The organism is Actinomadura barringtoniae (assembly GCF_017573505.1).
GTDB lineage: Bacteria > Actinomycetota > Actinomycetes > Streptosporangiales > Streptosporangiaceae > Spirillospora > Spirillospora barringtoniae.
This window is the reverse complement of sequence record NZ_JAGEOJ010000011.1, coordinates 321,823-347,554: the sequence shown is the minus strand read 5'-3', so window position 1 is coordinate 347,554 and position 25,732 is coordinate 321,823. Positions and strand designations below refer to the sequence as shown.

Below are 25,732 nucleotides of genomic sequence, written 5' to 3'. Positions count from 1 at the left end.
CTTCACGCGGAACCGGTCGACAGGACGTCGGTCAGGCGGGCCGCGACGTCCTGGGTGAGCCCCTGCTCCCTCAGCCGCGTGGCGATCTTCTCCTGCAGCTGGGCGAGGCGTTCGGCGACATCGGTCGGACGCCCGGTGATGAGGTCGTTCCGGAGGTTGTTGATCACATTGTCGAGGTCCACCGCGACGTCGGAACGGACCTTCCCCAGGGTGAATCCGCGTTCCACGATCGGCCTGAGCTGCGCCAGCAACTCCAGCGTCTTGACGCTCTCGGCTCCGCCCGTGGGCGCGACGGTCGGCTCGCCGGTCGGCACCACCGTCGGTTCGGCAGGAGCCGAGTAGCGCGGGCCGGCCTGCGACGATGCGACGCCGCCGCCCGGTGCGTGCGCAACAGGCCCGGGTCGATGGGCGATGAGCAGCGCGCCCACGACTCCGGCCGCGATGACCAGCACGCCGACGGCCGCGCCCAGGTTCCGCCCTGACCTCCGTTCCGGCTCCGGTACGGGCCGGGGCGCGGAGACGATCACGGTGTCGAGCCGGGCTCTGGCCGCACGTCCGAGGCTGTCGGCCGCCACATCCGCCGACGGCCTGCTGACCGCGTCAGACGCGCGGCACCGCGCCTGGAGCCGGTCCACGTCGTCCGGCAGGCAGGCGTCGAGGATGCCGCCCAGCGCATAGACGTCGGCGGCCTCAGCGGTCTCAGGGTCCGCCCCACCCCGGACGATCATGCCGATCCCGAAGTCGACGACCTTCGCTCCGCCGGGCCCGAGAATGATCCGGTCCATCCGCAGATCACCGTGCGGCAGCCCGTTCGCATGAGCGGCGGCGAGCGCCTCGGCTATCCGCGCGCACGCCTCCAGGCCCTCGTCCGATCCCAACGGTGAGCGCCGGAGCCGGGTGGCCAGGTCCTCGCCCTCCACGAACTCCGTGACCACGTACGGCGTCAGCCGCCCATCGGAATCACGCGTCTGGTCACAGTCGTAGATCGTGGCGATCGCCGGATGGGTGAGCCCCGCCGCCTTGGATATCCAGCGGCGAACCCCCTCCCGTACGCCGGGAATCGTCGGATCCAGCACCTTCACGATCACGGTGCGATCCAGCAACTCGTCGCGCGCCCGCCACACCTCCTTGGCATCGCCGTCGCCAAGGCACTCCACCAGCCGGTAGCGGTCGATGAGTCGCAGTCCAGCCTGCATCGAACCCCCCTCCCTCGAGGTGCGGTTCCCAGGTCAGGAAGTACGCACCGAAAAGGAACCTGGTTCGGTACCGATGCCCTCAGGACGGAAGGGAAACCCGTTTCCCCCAGGTCACGGGAAGGCTTCGCAGGCCGCGCATGGTGGAGCGATTCCAGCGCAACGCGGACTCGGAGACCGCCGGCCGCAGGTCGGGGAAGCGTGACACCAGCCCGGTCAGGGCGACCTGAAGCGCCATCCGGGCCATGTGCTCCCCCGGACAACGATGCGGCCCGTACCCGAAGGCCAGGTGCGGGTTGGGGCGCCGCCGCAGGTCGAGCCGTTCGGGATCGTCGAACCGGCGCGGGTCGCGGTTGGCGGCGCCCCGGGCCACGAGCACCGCCGAGCCCTCAGGCAGGACCGACCCCGCCAGTACGACGTCACGGGTGGCTCCGCGGGCCATCCCGTCGCGGGCGTCGACCGGGATCCACCGCAGCAGTTCCTCGACGGCCGACGGGATGGTCTCGGGCCGTTCGGCCAGCTGCCGCCACAGGTCGGGGTAGTGGTAGAGCAACGTGTACGCCTGACCGGCGATGGTGTTGGCCGTGGTCTCGAAACCGGCGACCAAGGTCCCGATCGCCAGCAGGATCCGGGTGTGCTCGTCCACCGTGGGGTTCTCGGCGACGGCCAGGGCGGTCAGCAGGCTGTCGTCCGGGTTGGCGCGGTGCTCGGCGAGGCCGATCTGCATGTAGTGATACATGGCCGCGCCGGCCGCCTCGCTTGCCTCCTGGTCCTTCCCGCGTGAACGGGAACGGAGCCCGAGGAACGCGCGCGCCCAATCGCTGAACTGGCCCTGATCGTCGTCGGGGATGCCCAGCACGTCGCAGATGATGGCGATCGGCAGTGGCAATGCCAGCGCCTCGACCAGATCCACCGGTGGCACCGCAGCGGCCATCCTCTCCACCAGCTCGTCGGTGACCCGGCGTGCCCGTACGCGGAGTCTCTCGGCGCCCGCGGCGGTGAAGTAGCCCTCGATCAGGTTGCGCTGGGCGCGATGCCTCTCGCCTTCGATCTCGGTCAGGAACGCCTCGTCGCGCATCCCGTCGCGCAGGGCGTCGCCGGCGACGTTCACGTGCTCCCGGGAGAACTCGGCGGGCCGCGCCAGCACACGGCAGGCATCGTCATAGCGGGTCACCAGGACGGCCAGATCGCCTTCGGGCGTCAGGACCCGGGCGGCCGGCTCGTTCTCCCGCAGCCGCGCGTACTTCGGGTCCAGCCCCAGCCCCGGGCACCCCTCGTAACTGCCCGCGAACGGATACGCGTGCGGCCTGCCCGCCGTGGCGCCCGTGACCGCAGTCTTGTCCATCCCCGCTCCCCGTTCCCCGCTCCCCCGCAACGCGCGACGTGCGGTCGAACGGTAGAAGGCCCGTGTCATTTTTCGGTCATCGCGGTTTTCACACGAGGCGACGACAGTGACGGACTAGGATCTGTCGCTTGTTCTGAACAATGCGTTGATCTGGTCAATGCGGGTGATGATGGAGTCTCACGGGCGTTCGATGGACATCTCGGTCCTTGGCCTGACCGGTGTCGTCATCGACGGGCAGGACGTCCAGCTGTCCCGGGCCCAGCGGCGGTTGCTCAGCGCCTTGGTCGTGCTCTCGCGGCCGGTGTCCGCCGAGACCCTCAAAGAGATCTTCTGGGACGCCGCCGACGACACCGCCAAGGACCACACCGGCGACCTGACCAGCCTCATCCACAAGACCCGCAAGCGCCTTCCACCGGATCGGCTGGTCCTGCACGACGGCGGATACCTCCTCCAACTGCATGCCGAAGACCGGGTCGACATCCATCGCTTCCGCGAGCTGGTCAAACAAGCGCGGGTGGTGCACAGCCACAGCCCGTTCGAGGCCGCCGGCTGCTACCAGCAGGCCGTGGACCTCTTCGGGCCTCGTCCGCTCCCCGATGTCCCCGACCACCCCGAGCTGATCGCCCACACCCACCATCTGCTCACCGAACTGCAGGACGCCCGCGAGGGACTGGCGGGCGTACGGCTGGCGCTCGGGCAGCACCGCCAGATCCTGCCCGAGCTACGCCAGTGGGTGGCCCAGGATCCGTGGAACGAGTACATGCGCCAGCAGCTGATGCTGGCTCTCTACCGCGACGGCCGAAAGGCCGAGGCCCTGAAGATGTACGAGGAGGCACGCCACCTGCTCGCCGACTCCGCCACCGACGCCCAGCCGGGCCAGTTGCTGCAGAAGGTCCTCTCCAGAATCCTCATCGACGATCCCGACCTCGACCTCCGCTCTCGCATCGCACAGCCGCCGCCCGTCCCCGAGTCCAACGCGATCGCCGCCGATCGCCCCGTTCCCGCCCGCATGCTGAACTTCCTCAAGGGAGGCAAGGACAACTACCAGCCCGACAGGGACGCCGCCAGGGAGGTCATGCGGGTCACTCCGGGGCTCGCCGACATGGCGGTCCTCCATGCGGAGTGGCGCCGCCGGGTCATCATCGACCTTGCCAAGGCGGGGATCGAGCAGTTCATCGACCTGGGCGCCGGTCTGCCCGATCCGAGCAACCTGCACCAGATCGCCCGTGAGGTCATCCCGACGGCCAGGATCATTTACGTCGATGTGGATCCGGTCGTGGCCGCCCACGCCCGCGCACTGCTGCTGGAGGAGCCCTCGACCACCGCGTTCGTCCAGGCCGACCTCCTCGATCCCGAACAGGTCCTGCTCGCCGCCGACACACAGCGGTTGATCAACTTCGCCGAGCCGATCGCGGTCCTGCTGACCGCCGTGGTCCACCTGTTCCCCGACGATGTCAGCGGGGCGATGCCCGTCTACCTCGACGCGATGGCGCCGGGCAGCTACCTGGTGCTGTCGGTCGGGACCACGGACGGACTGGGCGAGGAGGTGGTGGACACCATCCAGCAGTTCGTCCCGCTCTACCACCCGCGTCCCCGCGATGAGATCGCGAGCCTGTACACCGGCTTGGAGGTCGTTGCGCCAGGGCTGGTCCGGCTGGACGACTGGCGCAACTCCAGGAAACTGAAGGGTGTGGACGCGCAGCCGGTCCTGGCCGCCGTGGCGCGCAAGCCTGGCGGCCACACGCGCCTGATCTGACCGTCCCGCGCGTGGCAGGAGGGCGGACGCGCCGGTTGATCTTGATGGGCCGAACGGTCGTTGGAGCATGGTCGGCGACTTCTCTTATGCGTCCGAGGGCTGAGCGGGGCGTTCCGAGGCGTGCAGGCGTTGCGGGGTGACCGTTCGGAGGAACGGGATCAGGGTCGCCGCCGTGGCGATCGCGAAGACGGCGAAGGCTGTGCGTAGTCCGGCGAACTCGCCGATCAGGCCCATCAGGGCGGCACCGACGGGCATCGCACCCCAGCTGAACAGGCGGGACGCGGCGCTGAAACGGCCCAGCAGTTCGTCCGGGACCAGGCGCTGGGTGATCGTGCGGGAGTTCACCGTCCAGAGCGTGCCGCCCATGCCGCCGAGGAACGCGCCTGCCGCCACGGCCCACATCTGAGTGGTCACGGCCGGCAGGGCGGCCATCGCCGCGGTGCCGAGGAGGTCGGCGAACATCGCCCAGCGGACGCCGAGCAGGCGATTGATGGTGGTCACCGTGAGGGCACCGACGAGGCCGCCGACGCCGAGGGCGCTGAGCACCACGCCGTACTGCCCGGCACTGAGGCCCATCTCCGTCTTCGCGTACAGCGGGATCAGGGCCAGCCAGCCGCCCCAGACCGCGCAGAGGACGGTCAGGATCAGCGCGAGCGTGCGCAGGAGACGGTGCCGCCACAGGTAGCGGACGCCCTCGGCGATCTGGGCGTTGACGGAGACGGGGGCGGCCGTGTCGTGGTTGGCGCGGAAGCGTCCGGCGAGCAGGAGGAGGGTGGGGGCTGCCAGGGCGTACGCGGCCCAGGTCGCACCAAGGGCCAGGCTCGTTCCGGCGGCCATCAGCAGGCCGCCGACGAACGGGCCCGCGAACTCCTGGCAGACCGTTTCGGCACCGGAGACCCACGCGTTCGCCCGTTCGCGGCCCTCGAGCGGCACGGCGGCCGGAACGATCGCGGAGCCGGCCGTGGCGGCGATCACCTCGGCCACGCCCAGCACCGACCCGGCGGTGAGAAGGGAGATCAGGGAGAGGCTCCCGGTGGTGGCGGTGATCGTGAGCCAGCCCATCGCGGCGAGGCGCATGGCGTTGGCCACCCAGATCAGGCGGCGCCGGTCGAAGCGGTCCACGAGGACGCCCACGTGCAGGGCGATCAGCAGCCACGGCGCGGTGAGAGTCAGCGAGACGGCCGTGACTTGCGCGGGAGAGCTGCTGAGCTGAGCGGCGAGCAGCGGGAGGGCCATCTTCATCACGCCGTCGGCGAGGTTCGTGATGGCGGTGAACGTGACGAGCACGGTGGTGTTGCGCCGGGTCGGCGGCCGTTCGGCAGGGCTCTCCCGCTGCCGCTCTGCAAGCACCGCTGTCGTCATCGCGCCCATCCTAACCGCCTATCCGTTTTGCCGGTGAGATGAGGATGTCATGGCTGGTGACGTACTGGCAACCGGTAAAACGGATAGACGGTAGACTGGCCTGCGTTCGGACGGATCGGAGGTGGGCGCGGATGCTCGAACAGCCCGCTGCGGCCGCGCTGGTGGAGGCGTTCGCCAACACGGTCGACGTGGAGGAGGCCAGCGACGAGATCGCCACGTCGGAGGGGCTCGCCGCCTGGTTGCACGAACAGGGCATGCGCGACGCCCAGGCGGCGATACCGGCCACGAGCCATGCCGCCTATCTGGCCCTGCGCGCCGGTATCCGCGAGCGGCTCGGCGCGCACGTCGGCGACACCCCCGACGAAGATCTCGTGGCGGCCGCGAACAACGTGCTGGCCGATGCCCCCGTGCTGATCACCGTCAGCGGGACCCTGAACGCGGCTCCCGGCGTACCGGCTGAGCAGGAGCCGCTGGTCCGGCTGGCCATCGCCTGGAGCGAGCTGACGACGACCGGCGACGCGGCGCGGCTCAAGCGGTGCGCCGAACACACCTGTGGCTGGGTGTTCTGGGACGTGTCCAAGAACCGCAGCCGCCGCTGGTGCTCGATGAAGGTGTGCGGCAACCGCAACAAGACCCGCGCGTACGCGGCCCGCGCACGAGCCGCAGCCGAGTAGAGGCTCGACAGTGGGGCTGGGCTACGGCTCGAGGACCAAGCCGAGCGAGCGCTCCAGACCTGCGGCCCCGGCGTCCGTGACGTGGACGACGCGCGGGCCGGCCCCCCAGCGCACCCAGTCCATCTCGAACAGCCGGGACGTCAGCACCGCCCCGAGTCCGCCCGCTAGATGGTGCTGGTGCTCGCTCCAGTCGACGCAGTAGCGGATCGCGGGCCTGCGCGGTGGCAGCCGGTCGGTGTCCACGCCGAGCTCACCGAGCTGCTCCCGGCCGCTGTCGGTGAGCTCGTAACTGATGTCGTGCCCGTACGACGAGACCCGGTCGCGCACGGCCCGCTCTGGACGGTGGATGCCGTCGTACCCGGTCAGTACGCCGCGCTCGAGCAGCGCACGCATCAGGCCGACGCCGAGCCGCCCGGCCAGGTGGTCGTAGCAGGTGCGGGAGCGGTGCAGCGCGTTCGTCCGATTGCTCTGCTTGAGCGAGGTGATCGGCAGGGGCGGGGCGATCAGCGCCAGCGCCTCCAGGGCGGCGCTGAGGTCCGGGCCGGAGAGGCTGTAGTAGCGGTACCGGCCCTGCCGAACGACCGTGACGAACCCGCATTCGACCAGCTTGGCGAGGTGAACGCTGGCCGTGGCGGCGCTGATGCCGGCTTCGCCCGCCAGCGCGCTCGCCGGCAACGGCCGCCCGTCCGCCAGGCACTTGAGCATCAGGGCCCGTGAGGGGTCGGCGATCAGAGCGGCGGCACGGGCGATGTCCGTCTGCTGCTTGAGCGGCTCCCCCTCAGACTCACGACTCTTCGGCATGGCCGCAGCGTACAACATCGACACTTTGATGACCGACTAAGCGTCCGCCCTCGACGATCTCTTCATGACCTTCACGGACCTGTCCACCCGCCCGGCGGCACCCCACACCGCAACCCCGGCAAGCAAGCCCGCCCCCGCAAAAGACCAGCGCCCCACGCTCGCTCTCGCCCCGCTGATCGCCCTCAGCCTCGGCTACTTCCTGGTGATGCTGGACGTCACGGTCGTCAACGTCGCCATCCCCGACATCCGCGCCTCCCTCGACGTCGGCGCCTCCGGCCTCCAGTGGATCGTCGACGGCTACAGTACGGTCTTCGCCGGTCTCCTCCTGCTCGGCGGCAGCCTCGCCGACCGCCTCGGCCACCGCCGCATGTTCCTGACCGGCCTCGGCGTCTTCACCGTGGCTTCCCTGGCCTGCGGCGTCGCCGCCTCCCCCGCCGTACTGATCGCCGGGCGGCTCGCCCAAGGCGCCGGCGCGGCCCTGCTCGTACCCGCCTCGCTCGCGCTCCTCCAGGCCATCTACCCCGACCGCGCGGTCCGCGCCCGGGCCATCGCCATCTGGGGCGCGGTCGCCTCCATCGCCTTCGGCGCGGGACCGGCCGTCGGCGGACTGCTGGTCTCCGGCTTCGACTGGCGCGCGGTGTTCTGGCTGAACGTGCCGGTAGGCGCCCTGGCCGTCCATCTCACCCTCCGCCACATCCCTGCCTCCGCCCGCAAGCGGGACACCCGCAAGGCGGACCCGCTGGGCCAGGCCCTGGGCATCTTCGGCCTGATCTCCCTCACCACAGGCCTCAACGAAGCCGGAGCCCGCGGCTGGACGTCCCCGCTGGTCCTGTCCACCGTCGGCCTGGGCGCCGCCGCCCTGATCGCCTTCGCCCGGGTCGAACGTTCCCTGGAGGCACGAGCCGCAGCCGCCCGCACCGAACGCGCCCCGCTCCTGCCGCCATCGTTGTTCCGTTCCGGCGCCTTCACCTCGACCGCCGCGATCGGCCTGCTGATCAGCCTCGGCTATTACGGCATGCTCTTCCTGACGACCCTCTACTTCCAGCAGCAGCGCGGCTTCAGCGTGCTGGCCACCGGCCTGGCCCTCCTGCCGTCGGTGTGCATGGGCCTGATCGCCGCCCCGCTCTTCAGCCGCCTCACCGCCCGCACCGGCCCGTACATCCCCATGGCCGGAGGCCTCCTCCTGGGCACCACCGGCTTCCTCGGCTGGCTGCTAGCAGGCCCCGACACCCCCTACCCCGTGCTCCTCTTCGCCTTGATCGCCACCGGCCTAGGCCAGACCATGACCGCCCTCGCCGCCACGGCCGCGATCATCGAGGCCGCCCCCGCCTCAGGCGCCGGCATCGCCTCGGCCGTCTTCAACGTCGCCCGCCAGGTCGGCAGCGCCGTCGGCGTAGCCCTGTTCGGCGCCTTCGCCACCGCCTCCGGCAGCTTCACCTCCGGCCTGCACCTCTCCACCGCCATCGCCGCCACCGCCTTCGCCACCGGCGCCCTACTGGCCCTAACCGCACAAGCCCGCACCCGCCGCACCACGGCCCATTGATCTACCAGGCCCCCTCCCCTGCGCCGCCACCCACGCCCGCAGCTCACAAGTGTTTGGCCGACTCGGACTACGGCTCCGCCGTCTCCTCGCCCCGAGACATCGCCGTCTCGCGTCGGCCGCACGCTGTTTGTCTCGGCTCCCAGCGGTCTGGAGCCGCCTATGTGACCCGAGGCGGCCATGTGTTTACGCTCCGCCATTCACGGATCTAGCCTGGCCTTAGTGGAGTCTAGGAGGTGCGAGGATCGTGGGTTTCGGCTTTCGCGTGGGGGTGCCGGGAGCTAGCGTGCGGGTCTCGACACGCGGCGTTCGTGCGTCGGCGGGGCCGCGGATCGCGCGCGTCAGCGTGGGCAGCGGTGGGACACGCGTGTCCAGCGGGATGGGACCGTTCTACGCTTCCTCCTCCGCTGGCGGCAGACGACGGACCAGCACCCGCAAGTCGACGCGAAACCGTACGGTCGGCCCCTCGCCCGCCCAACTGGAGCGGGCCCGTCGCCAAGCCGAGCGAGCACAGCAGGAGGCAGAACGCGACGCGGCGATAGCGCAGCTGCGCGAGTTGCGCCAGCAGACGACCAGCGTTCACCTGGTCAACTATCCGCCGCTCCAGGCGCCGCAGGTTCCTCGACCACCGCAGCTGGGTCTCCCTTGGGCGTTGACCGAAGCGCGCGCTTTTCACCTACGCGGTGTCGGCCGATTCGCCCGAGCCGAACGAGCAGCGGCCACACGCGCGGCCGAGCATGACGCCGCCGAGTTTCTGGCCGCTGAACAAGCCCGCCTGCACCAAGAGCACCAACGCCTCAGCGGCGAGGCTGACCAGTGGTGGCAGGCACTTCTTGCCAATGACGAAGTGACGGTCTGCGAAGCCGTGAACGTCGCGTTCTCTGACAATCCAGCCGCCGGGTGCGCAGTCGGCGTTGAGGAGAACGTTCTGTCGATCGTCCTACGTCAGCAGGACATCGATTCTCTACCAGAGCAGGCGCCAGGCCTTACTCCGAGCGGACGCCCGACCCTCAAGAAGCTCACCAAGCGAGACCGGAACCTTTGGTGGCTCAACATCATGGGCTCGAACGTGATCGCCACCCTTAAGGAAGCGTTCGCGACCGCACCCGCAATCGTGGCCATCGACCTCGCCGTACTGACGCGGATCCCCGAGAATCAACGCCTGGGAATCGTCGCCTACGGTCGGTGGAGCCGCCAGGCCGTCCAATCCACGGCTTGGCGCACTGCCGAGGACGCGCTGCGCTTTCTCGACCTCGGTCAAGACGTTGCCTGCGCAGTGACCACCACCTCATCTGGCAATCTCTCCACCACCATCAAGCCCCTCAACGCAGACCGGATTCCCGGTCTGCAGGCATTGCTCGACAACGCCGTGGATGAATCCGCGACCAACGCATCTCCGTTGGCAGAAATCGAGTCCCAGCTGCGGCCACGGCCAGATGGGCCCGCCGGCGGTCAAAGCACAGCCGATCCGTACTCGCTCCAGTCGTTCGAAGCATGGAAGCAGGCGAGCTCCGCCACACCACCTGCTCCGCCTGCCCCTCAGCGCCCGATGGCGCCCACGACGCTCATCCCCGGTCAGACGGTCGAGCTACCCGAGATGGCCCAGCAAGGCCTGCTCATCACTTTCACTTTCGCCGGAGCGGACGCCGACCTCACCCTCTTGCTCACCGGTCGCGACGGCCGGGTGATCGGTGACGAGGACTTCGTCTTCTACAACCAGCCGTCCACTGCCCAAGGCGCCGCACGCCTGCTCGGCAAGCAGCCCGAGGGGCCGTTCCTCGTCGAACGCGCAGCCGTCCACCTGGCGGCGTTGCCCGGCCACCTGCACCGGGTCATCGTGTCGATCAATATGGACGTCGAGACCGGCCTCACATGCGGGGCACTCACCCATTCCACCCTTCACATGCAAAGCGCCGACGGATCGGTCTGGGCGTTCGAGGCACCCGCCGATCCCAAGATCCGCGCAATGGTCATTGCTGAGCTCTACCGGCACACCACAGGTCAGGGCGCTGTCTGGAAGCTGCGAGCCCTAGGCCAAGGGTGGGCCGACGGCCTCGACGGGCTCGCACGCTCCCACGGTGTCGAAGTGGACTGACTCCCAGCGATCTACTCCTCCTGGCAGATCATCTCGAAACCGGGACCGGGCTCGGACGTCGCCCCCTGGTACGCCTTCGCTAACGCCGATCCGGCTACGGCGAGGCAAGGGGCAGCCGGAGAACGAAACGGGCGCCCTTAGTGCTCTCGGCAATGATGAGCGTGCCCCCGTAGATCTCGGCGATCTCCCGTGCAATCGGAAGCCCCAGACCGGTGCCGCCAGGATCGCGTCGCTGGGACTCCGGCAGCCTGGCGAAACGTTCGAAGACCCGCTCGCGCTCTTCGGCCGGGATCCCCGCCCCGTCGTCCCTCACCTCAAGCACCGCCTGCCCGCCGCCCTCCGCGACCACCACCTCGATCTGCGAGTCCGCGTGCCGTTCGGCGTTGCTGAGCAGGTTGCCCAGCAGGCGCCCGAGCCGTACCGCGTTGGCCCGCACAAGCACCCGAGGCTCCAGCCGAGTCACGACGGGAGGGTGCCTCGGATGCCGAACGGTCTCCCTTTCGACCAGCTCCGCCAGGTCGATGACCTCGACCAACGCGGGTGAACGCGCGTCCAGACGCGACAGCTCCAGCAGGTCCGCGACGATCTCGTTCAGCCGCTCGGTATCGCGCAACGCGGCGCGCACGGTCGGCTTCCAGTCAAAGCTGTCAGGCTCATCCAGCGCGACCTCAAGCCGGGTGTGCAGGCCGGCGATCGGATTGCGCAGGTCATGCGAAGCGTCCGACACGAACCGGCGCTCCCGGCTGGTGGCCTGCTGCAGCCGTTCCAGAGTGTCGTTCACCGTGACGGCCATCCGCTGCAGCTCACCCCCGGTATGCGGCTCCGGCACCCGCCGATCCAGATCCGTCGCGGTGATCTCGGCCAACTCCCGCCGGATGGCCTCGACCGGCCGTAGCGCGTTGCCGATCGTCCACCACGTCCACCACCCGACCAGCGCCGTGAGCACGAGCAGCACCACCGCTGCCTCCAGGTAGAGCAACGGCGTGCTCAACGGAAGAGGCACCGGCTCGGCGGCGTACAACATCACCGTGCGCGGATAGGCGCGCCCGCCGACCCGCAGTCCCACCAGATGGACGCACTCCTTCAAATATGAAGGACAGACCCGATCACTGATCAGCAGGTCGCTGATCCTGGGCGCCACCGGATTCAGCGACGGCCTACCCCTCAACGACGCCGACGCGGCGATCACCCGACCGCTCGGCTCCACCATCTGGATCAGCTGTGCCTCGCCCGCCTCCGGCCGCACCGGCGTCGCGATACCCCTTGTGGTGATGTCGAACGCGACCCGCTGCAGCGTCTTACGCGCGTGCCGCTCCGCCGCGTTCTCCCCCGCGGACTCCAGCAACTGCAGAGTCAGCACCATGCAGACCAGCAGAGTGACGCCGGCCCCCACCACCGAGATCACCGTCGCGCGTCCCCGCACCGACAGGAACGCCCGCGCGGCCCACCGCCGCGCCTGCTCCCGGCCGCGCCCCGCGCCCATCACCCCAGCTCCCGACCGCCCGATCCCTCAAAGACCATTGTCACTCTCCAATAACCCTAAGTGACCGCCGGATCTCTCCCTGAGCCGGGGGTGCTGCTGATCGCACCCGAAGCTGCGTTCGTGTGATCGACATCGGACCTGCTAGACAACTGGTTCATGGAACGACGAACCGTGCGGTGTTATCGCTATTTGCTGGTCATGACCGCGCTGGTGGTGTTTCTGGGCGTTGTTATCGGCCTGCTGGTGCGGGCGCTGGTCCAGGGGCTGTCGTATCTGGAGGCGTTGGGCGCGGTCATTCTGCTGGCGGTCCTTGGCCTGGGGCTGGTGATGGCTGTTGCGGCGTTGCGCAGTCGCGTGATCGTGGACGCGAAGGGCGTCACGATCGTGGGTGCGTTGCGGCGCTGGCGCTACGCGTGGGAGGACGTCACCGAGATCTCCCTGCACGCATCGCTGCGGTATTGGGAGGTGTACCTGCGGACGGCCGATGCCGAACGGCGGGTCTTCTTCTATCCGGTGGGGGTGTTCGCGCCTGCGGCGGGTGGGGAGCGCTTCTCCACTCCCCCGCCGCACACCCCGCCTGGCCTGGCGACCCTCTATGCACGGCTGACCGAGCTTCGCGGCTGAGACGGACAGACGGTCACAGCCGGGTCACAGGCTTTCGCACCGGGTTGTGACTCCTTCGCCGCTAGAAAGTTCGCGGCGAAGGATCACTGCGAAGGGGCGTGTGATGGCTGACGCGGATGCGTTGTTCAAGGCGGGGAAGTTCGAGCAGGCGGGTCGCGCGTACGAGGAGATCCTGAAGAAGGACCCCACGAACGTGCACGCGGCTCGTCAGCGCGGGTATGTGGCGCTGCTGTCCAATCGGTTCTCCGACGCTGAGATGTATTTGAAGGTGGCGCTCAAGCTGGGGCCTGGTGACAAAGACACGAACCGGCTCCTGGCGGACTGCTACACGCGGCAGGACAAGTTCTCTCTGGCGGCGCCCTACTGGCAGGTGGCCGGAGAAGAGGTCTATGCCACATGGTTCGCGGCGGTGAAGGGCGAGCCGTACCAGGTTCGCGGCGACATCGGCCGTGTGGCATTGAAGGGAATGGATCCGAAGCCGTTGGTGGAGGCTTCGGTCAACGGTGGAGCGCCGAAGCTCTTCACGTTCTATACACGGGTTCCGTGGCTGGGCCTGTCTGCGAAGACCGCCCAGGAAGCCGGGCTCAGCCCTGTCGCCAGTCAGAAAATCGAGTATGAGGGCGAGACTCGATGGATGTACTTCGGGGTGCTGGACTCCTTCAAGCTGGGCGACCTCGAACTGCGCAATGTCCCGGTGGAGTGGTCGGACTCGGATGCGGGCGATGAAAGCGCCGGCATCATCGGTACGTGGGTCTTCTACCACCTGCTGACCACGTTCGACTACCCGGGCCGGGAGGTGATCCTGCGCCGCAGGACGCCCGCAGCGGCCAGAAAGGCACGTGTCGACGCCGTACGAGCGGGAGCCAAGCCTCTTCCGCTGTACCTGGCCCGTGAGCACCTGCTGCACAGCAGGGGCAGCATCGCCGGCTCCGGAACGCAGGTGGTGGCCCTGGACATCGGCGGTACGAGCGAAATGGCCGCGAGCGTGCCCGAGGAAACGGCCAAGCGGTTGCGAATCCGTCCCGACTACGAGCGCCCGCTGGAGGCCTTTGCCGGGGGCCAGCCGGTCGTCAGCTATCCGTGTTATCCGAAAGAGATCCGCCTCGGCGGCGCGGTGGCCAAGGACACCTACTGCTATGCGGACAACCGGCCCGTGGACAGCTCCTTCGGGTTCGATTTGCTGGGCCACTTCGCCCACAGTTTCTACAAGCCGTACAACGTCACCCTCGACTTCACCGACATGAATCTGTACGTCGCGCCGGGGAAGGCCATCTGATCGCCGGGGGCCTATGGCTCGCCCGGCACGGCTTGCAGGTGCGGACGGTCGCGTTCGGCCCAGCGGACGGTCGGGGGAACGGCCGGTCCGGTCAGAGCGAAGAGGCCGCCGACCAGCCACCAGCCCGGCACGCCCCACTCAATGCACAACGTGATCAGCAGCACGGGGCCGATGGTGATCCCCAGGCCTTGTCCGTGAGCCGTCTTCACGCGCCTGGCCGAGGACTCCTCAGGGGCAGATCTGGCAGTAGAGCATCTGACCGGAAGCCTTCGCGCGGCGTGCCAGGCCGACGAGCTCGTCCATCACGGGCCTGACTTCGTCCGGGTCGTTCCAGGTGTTCCAGGCCATCTCTTCTGTGTTGGCCCAGATCGGAGCCGCTTCGGCGAGCGCCTCTTCGGTCGCCGCCGCGAGAGTGTCCCGGACCAACGTGCTGAGTTCGACGACGATTACCTCGTCTTGCTCAGGGGTGATGAGTTCCGGGCCGGGGATGTGGTCGGTCGGGATGCCGGAAAGCAGCAGATCCATGTAGGAGTCGCCCGACAGCAGACTGACGAGCTTGCCGAGAATGACGACCGGGTCGATCCCCTTGAAGTCCATGGCCTCAAGGTCGGCCGCCGCCGCTGCCTGAAAGAGACCGTCCTCGTTGAGGCTCAGCGAAAGAGCGCCCTCCCGGTCAGGCGCGCGGAAGTAGTCGCACAGCACGCCCATCTCGCCTCCATGTGTTCTGCCGGCATTCGCGCTCCGACCACCCTAGATGGTGTGGCGAGACCGTCCGGCTCGAGGGACCGGTTCATAGTCCGTTTCGCTTCTCGGCGAGGCGGGACGCAATACTGGCCCGCATGACGCAGCCGCTTGGTTTCGAGGGCCAATCCGAGATCGTGTCCGACATCACCACGACATTGCTGACGCTGCTACCGGAGGGATGGCTCCGCCTGCAGATCGACTACAGGGCGGTCGGCGACAACGTGGCCGGTGACGGACTGCTGTTTCTGGACGGCCAACGGGTGGCCGGCGTCGATTTGCCCGAGGAGATCCACGACCGGTTCGCCGCGCTGCGCAAGGGAATGGCGCATCCGGAACGCGGCACCTGGTTCCAGACCACCTATTGGCTGGAACAACCGGGCTCGGCGTCGATCACGTACGAGTGGCAGGAAATGCCGGCTTGGGACCCTCCGCCCTCCGCCGAGGACTGCGCGCGGGAACTAGAGCTCCATCCCCGCAGTGCCGACGCCGTTCCGGACTGGATGCGGGAACGACTCACGCGCTGACCGCAGAACGACTCGCGCGCTGACCGCGAAGGAACGACCGCGAACAGCCGACCGCGGCCAAGGGCCGTGACCTGGGCGTCGGCTGTCAGATCGCGCGCGCATTTGGACAGGAGTGCCTGTCGAACAGGCTGACAACACAGATCTTCTTGTGAACACGTGACCGGTTAGATGACGGTGGTCTCCGCTCCCCCAGCTCCCGCGACCTGGAGAAACGATGAGACTACCCTCATACGCCGCTGTCCTCGTGGCGACCGCACTGCTGACCGGAGCGGTCGAGGCGCCGGTAGCGCAGGCGGTCGACGCCAAGGCACTTCCCAAGCCACTGCCGCAGGCGCTTTCGAACGCACTTCCCATGGCGCTTCCGAGCGTGGACATGGAAGCCACCATCAAGGCGGCTCAGATCGACCCGCGGCGTCCTGACAACACGCTCACCCCGGGCGCCAAGGCGAGCGTTCTTCTGGTCGAACAGGCATTGCGCGACCGGCAACTGCTCGACGCGAAATGGGTGGACGGCTACTTCGGTACGACGACCATCGCCGCCTTTGCGAAGTACCAGGAATCGCTCGGCTACAGCGGTCTGGACGCCACCGGTCTGCCGGGCAAAACGTCCCTCACCAAGCTCGGAACGGGCCGTTACACGGTCACCCGCATTCTCGAACCGGGTGCCCGGGTTTCCAGCGACGGTTTCACCATCAACACCCGTACGCAGAAAATGCTGGCCGAGGCGGAGCGGCTGCTCGGCCGCGACCTCGTGCTGTCGCAGGGCTCGTACAACCCCGGCGGCGATCCCACCTCCGCCGGCACGCACGATGGTGGCGGCGTCGTCGACATCTCGGTCGACGGGATGAGCGCGGCCACCCGTACGACGGTCGCCCGAGCCCTGCGCCAGGTCGGCTTCGCAGCATGGGTGCGCAATCCCGATCAGGGCGACTGGCCGTGGCACATCCACGCCGCCGCCATCAGCGACACCGATCTCTCCAGCCAGGCCCAGCACCAGACCGGCGACTACTACCTCGGCCTGAACGGGCTCGCCGACCATGGCCCGGACGACGGCCCCAAGGTCACCATCCGCACCTGGGAGGAATACCAGCGCAGCTAGACCATCCGGGCTCCAGGCTCTGCGGAACGAATCCCCCCGCAGAACAGGCTCCGCAGAACAAAAGGAGAAACGACATGCTCGGGCTCACGAAGATCCTCACCGCCACGGCCGCCGCAGTAGCGCTCGGCGGGGCGACGGTCGCCCTCACGACCCCGGCCCAGGCGGCGGCCCGCGACGGCGCCTGCGACAGCGGCGAGTTCTGCTACTACTACAACAGCGACAACCAGGGCTCCATCTCCGACTTCACCGGCTCGGTCGCCGACTACGGCACCACGCAGCCGTCCTGCTACGACTTCAAGGGCGCGGGCAACGGCAAGGGCCTGTGCATCAAGAACAACGCGGCCTCCGTCTGGAATCGCAGCAGCCAGACCGTGCGGGTCTACTTCAACAGCAACTACGGCGGTACGTATCAGGACTTCGCGGCGGGCGCCAAGGGCAACCTCAACTCCAGCCTGAAGAACCAGAACGCCTCCCACGAGTTCGGCCCGTCCGCGCGCACGAACATGTCGTACGGCCTGTACAGCGCGAGCGGCGGCACGATCACCTGCGGGTTCGACGGCTACACCACCACGCCCGGACGCCATGAGGGCATCGACATCGCACGCAGCATCGGCTCGGACGTGCACGCCCTGGTGAGCGGTCAGGTCATCTACATCGCGCCCGGCGCGAACGGCAGCTCTGGGCTCTCCACGATCTCCGTCTACAACTCCTCGCTCGACAAGACGGTCATCTACCTGCACTCGGCGCCGCGTGCCTCGCTGGCCGTCGGCCAGACGATCAGCCGCGGCCAGGTCATCGCCGACGAGGCGTGGCACGGGATCTCCTCCAGCTCGGGCGCGCACACCCACGTCGAGATGCGCCTCGGCCGGCAGACGCACGCGGCCAAGAGCGTGAACGACCCGGTCCTGGACAACCCGAACCCGACCTCGTTCTGGAACTCCCAGGGCTACAACGTCCGATAAGCGCGCTGCGGCCCTTCACAGAAGAGGAACAGCTGTGTCGAAAAGAAATGCACGCATGACCCCGCGACTGTTCGCGGCCGGCGCGGCGATGGCGGCGCTCGGCGGGACCGTTCTCATCTCGGCGTCGCCCGCCTCTGCGGCGAGCCGGGACGGTGTGTGCGACGACGGCGAGTTCTGCTACTACTTCAACAGCGACAACCAGGGGTCCATCTCGGACTTCACCGACTCGGTCGCCGACTACGGCACCGCGCAGCCCTCCTGCTACGACTTCAAGGGCGCGGGTGCCGGTAAAGGCCAGTGCATCAAGAACCAGGCCGCGTCGGCGTGGAATCGCAGCAGCAAGACCGTCCGGGTCTACTTCAACAGCAACTACGGCGGCACGTACCAGGACTTCGCGGCGGGCGCCAAGGGCAACCTCAACTCCAGCCTGAAGAACCAGAACGCCTCCCACCAGTTCCTGAGCTCGACGCCGCCGACCGGCTGCACGACCGACGGCACCGACAGCAAACTGCCCACGACGATCCTGGTCTACCGGGTGTCTCTCAATCGCGTGGACAGGGTCGGCTTCGAGACCTACGTCAAGAACGTTCTGCCGAACGAGTGGATCACCAGCTGGCCCGCCGAGTCGCTCAAGGCCGGGGCCGTGGCCGTCAAGAGCTACGGCTGGTACTGGGCGCTGCACTCGACGCGCAAGACGCCGGGCGGCGCGTGCTTCGACGTCTACGACACCACCTCGAGCCAGGTCTACAAGCCCGGCTCCGCGGTCGCGTCGACGAACTCCGCGGTGGACGCGACGTGGGGAACGCGGATGACCCGCAGCGGAAAGATCCTGCAGGCGCACTACTGCTCCACGACGACCGCCTGCGGCGGCTGGGTCACCGGTGACTGGATGTCCCAGTACGGCTCACGCGACAAGGCCAGCGCGGGCCAGAGCTATTCCACCATCCTCAAGTACTACTACAGCGGGATCGTCCTCGACTGACCCCGCAGCCCCTCCTGGTCCCCCGCCGTGTCCCCTCGCGGCGGGGGCACTAGGGCCCGTCGACGATGACCTGGAAGTTGACCGGCCGGTTTCCGGGGAACGCGACCCGTCCCGAAGCGTCCACCAGCTTGAACCGCACGTAGCACAGCCCCGGTTTCCTGGGCGTGGTGATGTCGGTCCGGATGTCGACCATCTTGCCGGGAGCCGTGTCGTTGATCGGCACGTCGGAGATGGTCTGGCACTGGTCGGCCTGCTGCGGAAGGTCGAGGCGGCGCAGCGAATACCCCTCCCACGGCACCGTCCCGACGTTCTTGAGCCGCCACACCTTGGTGATCGCCTTGCCAGGACTCACATGCGCGCAGTCAGGCAACGTCATGTCCGCGACGAACGCGGCCGCGTCGCCCTCATGCGTCGGCGGAGCCGCAGCCGGATTCGACACAGGCACCGGGCAATCCGCCGCCGAGAGCGCCACCCGCGACGCGCTGACGGACGGCTTGGGACCGTTCCCAACATGCCCGGAACCACGATCGCCGGCCGTCAGAACGACCGCTCCCACCCCGACAACCCCAACCGCCAACGCGACCGTGACCAGCCGAAACCGCCCCCGCTTCGGCCGCACCACCTGAACGTCATTCGCGACGACGGCCGGCGACACCGAGATATGCACCGGCTCACGTTCCACGGTGTCCAGGGCAGAAGCGGCCAGCCCACCTGGCCGGGCCGCGATGGTGCCCGCGACGGCCGCGACCTCCCCGCCCGCCGCCGACCTCACCGTCCGGTTCGCCGTCTCCCACCGTTCGCGGTACGCGGCCGGATCCGCGCCGCACGCCTTGACGAACTCGACGGTCGTCGCCCAACTGGGGAGCCTGTTGCCCTTGGTGGCTTCGTACAGCGTCGTGTGCGAGATCGCCCCGGACCGACCCGACATTTCCCGGAACGGTGGATTGCCCACGGATCGACGCAGTTCCCGCAGTACCGAGGCAAAGTCCGCGACCGCCTCCATCTGTGCACGCATGCCGTCCACGGCCTGAAGCTAACCCGCCCAAGCACTTCGCTCAAGGCCCGAAACGATCTCGCTCTAGGCGCTGCTTGTGAGCTCGGGTGCGTGTACCCGAGACGGGCGGCGGCCCGGCCGACGATCCCAAATCCCAACGTGAGGGCGTACATCGCAATGAGCGATCGACTCAATCGTCAATCATCGCTTTTCGCGATCGAGTCACGCGCCTAGCGTGACAGCCGGCAGCTACGCCAAAGAGACATGGCTGCATGAGGAGACGAAGTGTTCGACTACGACGCCGAGCTCACCCGCTACCGCGACCGGCTCCTAGAGTTCCTCGACGTCCGACCCGGCGATCATGTCCTCGACATCGGCTGCGGCGCCGGCCAGACCACCCGGGACGCCGCCCGAGCCGCATCGCGGGGAACCGCGCTCGGCATCGACGTCTCGTCCGCGATGCTCGCCCAGGCCTGCCAACGGGCCAAGACGGAAGACCTGCCCAACGTCAGCTTCGTACAGGCCGACGCTCAGACCCACGCCTTCCCGCCTGAGCACTTCACCCTCGCCACGAGCCGGTTCGGCACGATGTTCTTCTCCGACCCCGTCGCCGCGTTCACCAACATCGGGCGATCCCTGCGCCCAGGCGCCCGCTTCGTTCAGCTGGTCTGGCAAGCCGCCGACCGGCAGGAATGGCACACCGCGGTCCAAGCGGCGCTGTCAGACGGCGCCCCGTCAGTACCCGACGCAGTCGCCCCGTTCGCCCTGGCCGACCCGGACACCATGATCAGCATCTCGACCGCAGCGGGCTTTACCCCGGTGGACATCATCGACGTCCGCGAGCCCATCTACTACGGCCCGGACGTCGAGAGCGCGAGCGCCGCCGTGCTCCAGCTCTGGACGGCCAAGGGCCCGCTCGCCGATCAAGACGCCGGCTCCACCGAACGCGCCCTAGACCGGCTCCACTCCACCCTCGAAGCCCACAACACCGGCGACGGCGTCTGGTTCGACTCCCGCGCATGGCTGGTCATCACCCGCCGCCCCTGACCGCCCACAGACTCAAGATCGTCTCCCACATCGTTCGGCGGGGCGTTCGGGATCATCCCGAACGCGGGATCACTGGCTGAGCAGCGGCGACGGCGGCTTCAATCTCGGTCGTCAGCCCCGCTTTCGCCTCCGTGAAGGAGAGCCATGCCCGTGAAAACCGCCCGGTTCCTGCCCGTCGCGGCGTTGTCGGCAGCCATGCTGTCGGTCACCTCACCCGCGATGGCCGCCACGACGCAGCCCGTCAAACCAGCCTCGCCCGCAAAGCGCACCATCGCCCCGTGCCCGCTGTCGATCCACTATCTGCTCGGGAAGAAGCAGCGCAGGATCAGGGCGATCAGCTTCCTTGGCCACGTGGAATGCCCCATCCCGGTGTACATGGACGGGCAGGCGTACCTCTACCACGGCAAGCAGAAGGAGGCGAACGGCCGGCATTTCAGTTCCCTGGTCTTCGCCGCGGAAAGCCATGGACGGTACGAATACGGCCGCCGGCGCAGCACCTACCGGGTGAAGTTCGTCGTCACGCTGACGGCCCAGGGCAACGCACGCTGGGCCTCGCTGGGCACTCACTGCTTCCGCCCGAGTCCATTCCTGGTCCAGACCATCCGCTGCATCATCTACAAGAACATCAAGACCAAGTAGCACGCTCACGAATGACGCCCTGCCCAGGAGACAATGGCGTCCCTGGGCGCGGAAGCCCATTCCGCAGGATGGGCTACGGGTTCAGCCGGCGTCGGTGCGGGAGACCACGTTCCCGCTCATGCGGCGAACAACGCACCGAGCACGACGATCACGTCTAGCTGGCGGGCAGAGCACGAAGGGCCAGCACCTTGGCTCGCGTGGCAGTGGTGGCGGCGTGGCTCGGCGTCGTGGTCGAACGCGCCCTCGCTCCGGCCAGCGGGGTCGTTCGGGCCGACGGGCGTCAGTGAACGCGTTGGGCGAGGGAGACGATGATGCCTTCCGGGCCGCGCACGTAGGCCATTCGCCATGACTGCTCGTACTGGCCGACGCCCCCGACAAGTCCGTAGCCGTCAGCGGCGAGCCGGTCGAGCGTCGCGTCGAGGTCATCGACCTCGAAGGCCACGTTGCGCAGCCCGAGTTCGTTGGCCATCGCGTCAGGGGCACCGGGCTGGTGGTCGGGCCGTTCGAAGCTCGACAGCTCCAGTGTCGTGCCCCCGTCCGGAGCGGCGAGCATGACGATGCGGGTGCGGGAGTCGGGGATACCGATCACGGTGTCGAGGAACTCACCCTCGACCGCCATCGGGGCGCCCTGGGCCTGGAGTCCGAGTCGTACGAAGAACTCGGTCGTCGCTTCCAGGTCCGCGACGGTGACACCGACGTGGTCGAAGCGGCGGATGCGGGAACCGTGCGCCGCTGCGGAGCCTGACGCTGGGGCAGGCGCCTGGCTGGAGGATGCCTGGTCGACGTGGGGCGGGTCTGACGCGCGCGGTGCTGGGCCGTCGTTCGGTGCGATGACCGCCACCCATCGCTCACCGTCGCGGGGGTAGGGGATGTCGGTGTACTTCGCGACGAGGCGGTCCACGACGGTCCAGGCCTCGGGCCCCGTGATCCAGTCGACGACGCGGCCGCGGACGGCAACGGGCGCGAACGGGTTGTCGGCGGGCGCGATGGACAGGGCGAGGCGTGGATCACGGCGCAGGTTGCGTGCCTTGCGAGTGTGCGGCCCGGTGAACAGCACGATGTGGTCGCCGTGGGTTCCGACGTACACGGGTGTGCTGTGGGGTGCGCCGTCGGGCAGAACGGTGGCCAGGTGCGCGATCGCCGGACCGTCCAGAACGCGTCGGAGCTCGGTGTCGAGCATGGCTTCTCCTTCAGCAAGAGCAAGAGTGGGAAGGTGTTCACCGGGCATGGGATCGGGCGACTTCGTAGTGCAGGTGTGTGACACCCGGGGCGGCCACCGCTTCGAGCAGCTGAAGCCGCACGTGTTCGGGCAGGTTCTGGAAGAACGGTCGGCCTTCACCGAGCAGGACCGGGACCTGGTGCAGAACGATCTCGTCGAGCAGCCCTGCCTTCAGCGCCTCGGTGACGACCCCGCCGCCCATCAGGGCCACGTCCTTGTCGCCGGCTTGTTGGCGCGCCACCGCGATGGCGTCCTCGATGCCCGTGGCCACGAACGTCTGGCGCTCGTTGTCCTGCGGCGCCGGGCGGTGGCTGAGAACGACCAGCGGAGCGTTCGGATGCGGCGTACCGCCGCTCCCCCAGCCGGAGTCGTCGTAGGTGTTGCGACCGCAGAGGCTGACGCCCACGCGTTCGGCGAGGGTGTCGAAGACACGGGCACTGGGCTTGCTCAGGGTGAACCCGGCGAAAGCGGTGCTCGGGGTGTCGCCGTCGGAGTACCAGTCGAACAGGATGCCTGCGTCGCCGAGACCGCGTCCGGCGGCGGGGTTCCGGCCGGTGATGTATCCGTCGACCGAGACCGACAGTGCGGTGATTACCTTGGCCATGAGCTGCCTTTCCGTCAGATCAGATCACGCATGCGGCGACGTTATGAGGAAGCGTGACGCCGCGTCTTGAACGAATCGCGCATGGGTCATAGCCGCGGTAGCGGCCTCGTGCGGGAGGCGAGGAAGGAACGGTACGACGCCGCGTGGTCGTGCTCGCGCAGGCATCGATCGACCTCGCCACCGAACAACGCGCTCGGGGTGACACCCGCCAGGCGCAGGCATTCGCGGCTGAGGTGCGACTGGTCGGCGTAACCGACATCGGTCGCGAGCGCAGCCATTCCTTCGGCGCCGTGCTGACCCAACGGCGGGCTCGCGGCCTGGGCCAGCGCGAGAAATCCCTGGAACCGCAGGGTCCGCTGCAGCACCTTCGGACTCACGCCCACCACGTGCAGGCACCGACGCCGTAGCTGGCTTGCCGATAGCCCCAGGTGCGAGGCGAGGACGCCGATCTCGGCCTGCTGCCAGGGCATCAGCAGCCGCACCGCCTCATCCATCAGCGGGTCCAGGCCGGTCGCCGTACGCACCTCATGCAGCAGCTGGGCCTGCAGCATCCCCAAGGCCGTCTCGGGTGTGGGCGCGTTCACCATCTCCTCACCGAGCTGTTCCACCCACCGATGTTCCAGCTCCCGCAGCCCGACCCCCTGATCGAGCAGCTCGGACAGCGCCACCGGCAGCAGCGGGTTGCCGCCCGGCCGAAACCGGACCCCGACGATGGTGGTACGTGCCGGGACCACGTCGAGCACGGGGCCGGTCATCGGGCCGAGGAGCCGCGGCTCTCCGCCGAGCGGCCAGTGCAGGTCGACCCCGCCGCTCGGGAGCCGACGCTGCACGTACGGAACGTCATCGGTGCGATGCACCCATACGGTCTGCACCAGCCTCGACAAGGCCGGCACCGGCAGCCGTTCGACGTACGACCGCACCGGCTCTGGCCCGTTGACACCGGGCGCAGCGGACCCCCATCGCCCTTGCTCATCCGCGGGCACACCACCGCGGAGGGTGTCGTCCCCCGGCCCGCGAGAACGGCCGAGCTCAGGCACGGATCGCACGGTCGACCAGCTCGGCGAGCTCCGCGGCGGCCCGCTCGGGGTCGGCGCCCGCGTTCACGATGTCCAGGACCGTCCCATCGATCGCACCCCGCAACGCCACCGCGGCCGTGTGGACATCGAACTCGCGCAGTTCCCCGCTCTCCTGCCCACGCCGGAACCCGTCCTCGAGCAACGCCAGACCCGCACCGCCGGCGACGGCGCCGACGGCCCCGGCCAGGTCGACGGCCGCCCGGGCATAGACCGGATCGGCGGCGATGAACTCCAGGTTGCTCCGGATGTAGACCCCGATCTTCGCGCGCATCGTCGTCTGCGCCGCGATCAGCGGACCCATGAACGCGGCCGCCCGCGTCAGCACGTGCTCGAAGGTCTGCTGAAGCAGCGCCTCCCGCGTGCCGAAGTGATAGGAGATCAAGCGGGTGCTGCTCAGCCCCGCCTCCTGCACCACCTTCGCGAACGACAGACCGTGACTGCCCTCCCGGGCGACCACCCGCACCGCCGCCTCGACGATCTGCTCCCGTCTCTGACCACTCACGCGCCCACCCCCGTCCGCTCGCGTCGCGCGATGCCGACATGACGCGCTCTTACTCACCTAGGTAACACCTTACTCATGTGAGTAAAAAAAGTCGCTGGCGGGCCACTCCCGCCGTACGGAACGGCCTGCCCAACCAGGACGCCCAGCTCACGGCACCGATTCCGGGTCATAGACTCGACACCGGGCCGCGCGGCCTGAAACAACCGCCAGCCGCTCACCGATGTCCGGCATATGCCTCACCTGAAGATCGGATCGCGCGAGCGGACAGATCAAGCCCCGAGGAGGTCGGTGTGCGGAGGAATCTGCTGACCGTCCTCGCTCAGGAACACGACCGATTCACCGTCATAACACTGAGCGGCGAACTCGACCTCTCCACCGCCGATCTCGTACGCCCTCATCTTGATTCCGCCAAGGGCCGACCCGCACATCTGGTGTTCGACCTGACCCAGTTGGAGTTCATGGACTCCAGCGGCCTTCATCTCCTCGCCAGGGCCTACAGCATCACCCGGGCCCAAGGAGCGGTCGTGGTGATGGTCGCACCGGCCGACAGAATTCACCGCGTGCTGGAAGTCGCCGGATTCACCAGGGAGATGGCGGTGTACCCGACACTCGAGCTCGCACTCGCCACCCTCCGCTAAGAGCAGAGCCGCGCCGTGAAACACGTCGCCGGCCGCCGGGCGGTAGGGCGAGCCGCTTCGCGACGAGGCAGGCCACAGGGTCATGAAGATCAAGCTGGCCGAAACGGGCCCGCGCACGATCGATGAGCCGCCTCGCTGCGCCTGGAGAACGAGGCAGGATTGGCACCGCCGACAACCCGGTCCCCAGTCACCCTTAGGAACGCGGCATGACCACCTACGTCAGCGACGATGAGATGCGCGCGGGCATGGCCACCACCAAGGCCTACACCGCGGTGATCCTCCTGCCCGGTCCGGAGTACGGGACGGCTGAGGCCGCCCCGATCGTGTGGGAGCACGGCCGCCGCAACTTCGGCCTGCGCGCCGACGGTGTCCTCGACATCGTCTGCCCGGTCACCGACGGTGGCGGCGAGGTCTGCGGCATCGGCATCTTCAACGCCGATCTGGAGGCCACGCGCGCCGTGATGGCCGAAGATCCCGGCGTGAAGGCCGGGGTCTTCACGTTCACCGCGTACCCGGTGCGCAGCTTCCCAGGCGATCAGTTGCACTGACGGCC

The 25,732-nt window shown here is 68.5% G+C and carries 26 protein-coding genes; 14 read left to right on the top strand and 12 right to left on the bottom strand.

What is annotated here, in order from left to right; translation table 11 throughout:
* Positions 1 to 2: 2 nt before the first annotated feature.
* Together J4573_RS27710 and J4573_RS27705 are read right to left on the bottom strand one after the other, a co-directional pair.
* Positions 3 to 1,196, bottom strand: a complete 1,194-nt coding sequence (locus J4573_RS27710) for a protein kinase domain-containing protein (protein WP_208258786.1) — start codon at positions 1,194 to 1,196, stop codon at positions 3 to 5.
* Positions 1,197 to 1,275: 79 nt separating this feature from the next.
* A complete protein-coding gene (locus J4573_RS27705; RefSeq protein WP_208258785.1) occupies positions 1,276 to 2,538 on the bottom strand; it encodes a cytochrome P450 in 1,263 nt (420 codons plus the stop codon).
* A gap of 166 nt (positions 2,539 to 2,704) precedes the next feature.
* On the opposite strand from J4573_RS27705, the gene J4573_RS27700 reads away from it, so the two are divergent.
* Entirely contained in the window at positions 2,705 to 4,294 is a 1,590-nt protein-coding gene (locus tag J4573_RS27700) for an SAM-dependent methyltransferase (RefSeq protein ID WP_208258784.1), read from the top strand.
* An 84-nt stretch (positions 4,295 to 4,378) separates the two neighbouring features.
* Here J4573_RS27700 and J4573_RS27695 read toward each other — a convergent pair whose 3' ends face one another.
* On the bottom strand, positions 4,379 to 5,656 hold the full coding sequence (locus tag J4573_RS27695; protein ID WP_208258783.1) for an MFS transporter: 1,278 nt from the start codon (positions 5,654 to 5,656) through the stop codon (positions 4,379 to 4,381).
* 131 nt (positions 5,657 to 5,787) lie between these two features.
* Between J4573_RS27695 and J4573_RS27690 the strand changes: the two genes are divergently transcribed.
* A complete protein-coding gene (locus J4573_RS27690; protein WP_208258782.1) occupies positions 5,788 to 6,330 on the top strand; it encodes a CGNR zinc finger domain-containing protein in 543 nt (180 codons plus the stop codon).
* Between the two features lie 21 nt (positions 6,331 to 6,351).
* Here J4573_RS27690 and J4573_RS27685 read toward each other — a convergent pair whose 3' ends face one another.
* Positions 6,352 to 7,131, bottom strand: coding sequence for an ArsR/SmtB family transcription factor (locus tag J4573_RS27685; RefSeq protein ID WP_208258781.1), 780 nt, complete (start codon positions 7,129 to 7,131; stop codon positions 6,352 to 6,354).
* 64 nt (positions 7,132 to 7,195) lie between these two features.
* Here J4573_RS27685 and J4573_RS27680 point away from each other — a divergent pair, with 64 nt between their 5' ends.
* The gene (locus J4573_RS27680; RefSeq protein WP_208258780.1) at positions 7,196 to 8,674 is read left to right on the top strand and encodes an MFS transporter; all 1,479 of its coding nucleotides are present in this window, start codon (positions 7,196 to 7,198) and stop codon (positions 8,672 to 8,674) included.
* A gap of 244 nt (positions 8,675 to 8,918) precedes the next feature.
* Positions 8,919 to 10,766 carry a TerD family protein gene (locus J4573_RS56225; protein WP_208258779.1) on the top strand — a complete coding sequence of 616 codons (1,848 nt, stop codon included), beginning with the start codon at positions 8,919 to 8,921 and terminating at the stop codon, positions 10,764 to 10,766.
* A gap of 94 nt (positions 10,767 to 10,860) precedes the next feature.
* On the opposite strand, the gene J4573_RS27670 is transcribed toward J4573_RS56225, so the two are convergent.
* The gene (locus J4573_RS27670) at positions 10,861 to 12,249 is read right to left on the bottom strand and encodes a sensor histidine kinase (RefSeq protein WP_208258778.1); all 1,389 of its coding nucleotides are present in this window, start codon (positions 12,247 to 12,249) and stop codon (positions 10,861 to 10,863) included.
* A gap of 156 nt (positions 12,250 to 12,405) precedes the next feature.
* Between J4573_RS27670 and J4573_RS27665 the strand changes: the two genes are divergently transcribed.
* Entirely contained in the window at positions 12,406 to 12,873 is a 468-nt protein-coding gene (locus J4573_RS27665; RefSeq protein WP_208258777.1) for a PH domain-containing protein, read from the top strand.
* A 103-nt stretch (positions 12,874 to 12,976) separates the two neighbouring features.
* Positions 12,977 to 14,149, top strand: coding sequence for a tetratricopeptide repeat protein (locus J4573_RS27660; RefSeq protein WP_208258776.1), 1,173 nt, complete (start codon positions 12,977 to 12,979; stop codon positions 14,147 to 14,149).
* Positions 14,150 to 14,160: 11 nt separating this feature from the next.
* Here J4573_RS27660 and J4573_RS27655 read toward each other — a convergent pair whose 3' ends face one another.
* Both J4573_RS27655 and J4573_RS27650 read right to left on the bottom strand, forming a co-directional pair.
* Complete coding sequence (locus J4573_RS27655; protein WP_208258775.1) at positions 14,161 to 14,313, bottom strand: hypothetical protein; 153 nt, start codon at positions 14,311 to 14,313, stop codon at positions 14,161 to 14,163.
* Between the two features lie 64 nt (positions 14,314 to 14,377).
* Positions 14,378 to 14,857, bottom strand: coding sequence for a hypothetical protein (locus J4573_RS27650; RefSeq protein ID WP_208258774.1), 480 nt, complete (start codon positions 14,855 to 14,857; stop codon positions 14,378 to 14,380).
* A gap of 131 nt (positions 14,858 to 14,988) precedes the next feature.
* On the opposite strand from J4573_RS27650, the gene J4573_RS27645 reads away from it, so the two are divergent.
* The 4 genes from J4573_RS27645 to J4573_RS27630 all read left to right on the top strand — a co-directional run bounded on the left by J4573_RS27645 (position 14,989) and on the right by J4573_RS27630 (position 18,460).
* A complete protein-coding gene (locus J4573_RS27645; RefSeq protein WP_208258773.1) occupies positions 14,989 to 15,417 on the top strand; it encodes a hypothetical protein in 429 nt (142 codons plus the stop codon).
* Positions 15,418 to 15,661: 244 nt separating this feature from the next.
* Positions 15,662 to 16,516: a peptidoglycan-binding domain-containing protein gene (locus tag J4573_RS27640; RefSeq protein WP_307796930.1), complete on the top strand. Its 855-nt coding sequence runs from the start codon at positions 15,662 to 15,664 to the stop codon at positions 16,514 to 16,516.
* Positions 16,517 to 16,590: 74 nt separating this feature from the next.
* On the top strand, positions 16,591 to 17,478 hold the full coding sequence (locus J4573_RS27635; protein ID WP_208258771.1) for a peptidase inhibitor family I36 protein: 888 nt from the start codon (positions 16,591 to 16,593) through the stop codon (positions 17,476 to 17,478).
* 55 nt (positions 17,479 to 17,533) lie between these two features.
* Positions 17,534 to 18,460, top strand: a complete 927-nt coding sequence (locus J4573_RS27630) for a SpoIID/LytB domain-containing protein (RefSeq protein ID WP_208258770.1) — start codon at positions 17,534 to 17,536, stop codon at positions 18,458 to 18,460.
* Between the two features lie 49 nt (positions 18,461 to 18,509).
* On the opposite strand, the gene J4573_RS27625 is transcribed toward J4573_RS27630, so the two are convergent.
* A complete protein-coding gene (locus J4573_RS27625) occupies positions 18,510 to 19,475 on the bottom strand; it encodes an NBR1-Ig-like domain-containing protein (RefSeq protein ID WP_243773683.1) in 966 nt (321 codons plus the stop codon).
* A gap of 264 nt (positions 19,476 to 19,739) precedes the next feature.
* Between J4573_RS27625 and J4573_RS27620 the strand changes: the two genes are divergently transcribed.
* Both J4573_RS27620 and J4573_RS27615 read left to right on the top strand, forming a co-directional pair.
* Positions 19,740 to 20,501 carry a class I SAM-dependent methyltransferase gene (locus J4573_RS27620; RefSeq protein ID WP_208258768.1) on the top strand — a complete coding sequence of 254 codons (762 nt, stop codon included), beginning with the start codon at positions 19,740 to 19,742 and terminating at the stop codon, positions 20,499 to 20,501.
* A gap of 144 nt (positions 20,502 to 20,645) precedes the next feature.
* Complete coding sequence (locus J4573_RS27615; protein ID WP_208258767.1) at positions 20,646 to 21,140, top strand: hypothetical protein; 495 nt, start codon at positions 20,646 to 20,648, stop codon at positions 21,138 to 21,140.
* Positions 21,141 to 21,420: 280 nt separating this feature from the next.
* On the opposite strand, the gene J4573_RS27610 is transcribed toward J4573_RS27615, so the two are convergent.
* The 4 genes from J4573_RS27610 to J4573_RS27595 form a co-directional block, all read right to left on the bottom strand.
* Positions 21,421 to 22,320 carry a TIGR03618 family F420-dependent PPOX class oxidoreductase gene (locus J4573_RS27610; protein ID WP_208258766.1) on the bottom strand — a complete coding sequence of 300 codons (900 nt, stop codon included), beginning with the start codon at positions 22,318 to 22,320 and terminating at the stop codon, positions 21,421 to 21,423.
* A gap of 37 nt (positions 22,321 to 22,357) precedes the next feature.
* Complete coding sequence (locus J4573_RS27605) at positions 22,358 to 22,963, bottom strand: dihydrofolate reductase family protein (RefSeq protein ID WP_208258765.1); 606 nt, start codon at positions 22,961 to 22,963, stop codon at positions 22,358 to 22,360.
* Positions 22,964 to 23,049: 86 nt separating this feature from the next.
* Positions 23,050 to 23,883, bottom strand: coding sequence for a DUF6597 domain-containing transcriptional factor (locus J4573_RS56220; RefSeq protein WP_208258764.1), 834 nt, complete (start codon positions 23,881 to 23,883; stop codon positions 23,050 to 23,052).
* A gap of 109 nt (positions 23,884 to 23,992) precedes the next feature.
* Positions 23,993 to 24,541: a TetR/AcrR family transcriptional regulator gene (locus J4573_RS27595; protein WP_208258763.1), complete on the bottom strand. Its 549-nt coding sequence runs from the start codon at positions 24,539 to 24,541 to the stop codon at positions 23,993 to 23,995.
* A 290-nt stretch (positions 24,542 to 24,831) separates the two neighbouring features.
* On the opposite strand from J4573_RS27595, the gene J4573_RS27590 reads away from it, so the two are divergent.
* Both J4573_RS27590 and J4573_RS27585 read left to right on the top strand, forming a co-directional pair.
* Positions 24,832 to 25,179 (top strand): STAS domain-containing protein, encoded by a 348-nt coding sequence (locus J4573_RS27590; protein ID WP_208258762.1) that lies wholly within the window; start codon positions 24,832 to 24,834, stop codon positions 25,177 to 25,179.
* A gap of 206 nt (positions 25,180 to 25,385) precedes the next feature.
* The gene (locus J4573_RS27585) at positions 25,386 to 25,727 is read left to right on the top strand and encodes a YciI family protein (protein ID WP_208258761.1); all 342 of its coding nucleotides are present in this window, start codon (positions 25,386 to 25,388) and stop codon (positions 25,725 to 25,727) included.
* Positions 25,728 to 25,732: the final 5 nt, after the last annotated feature.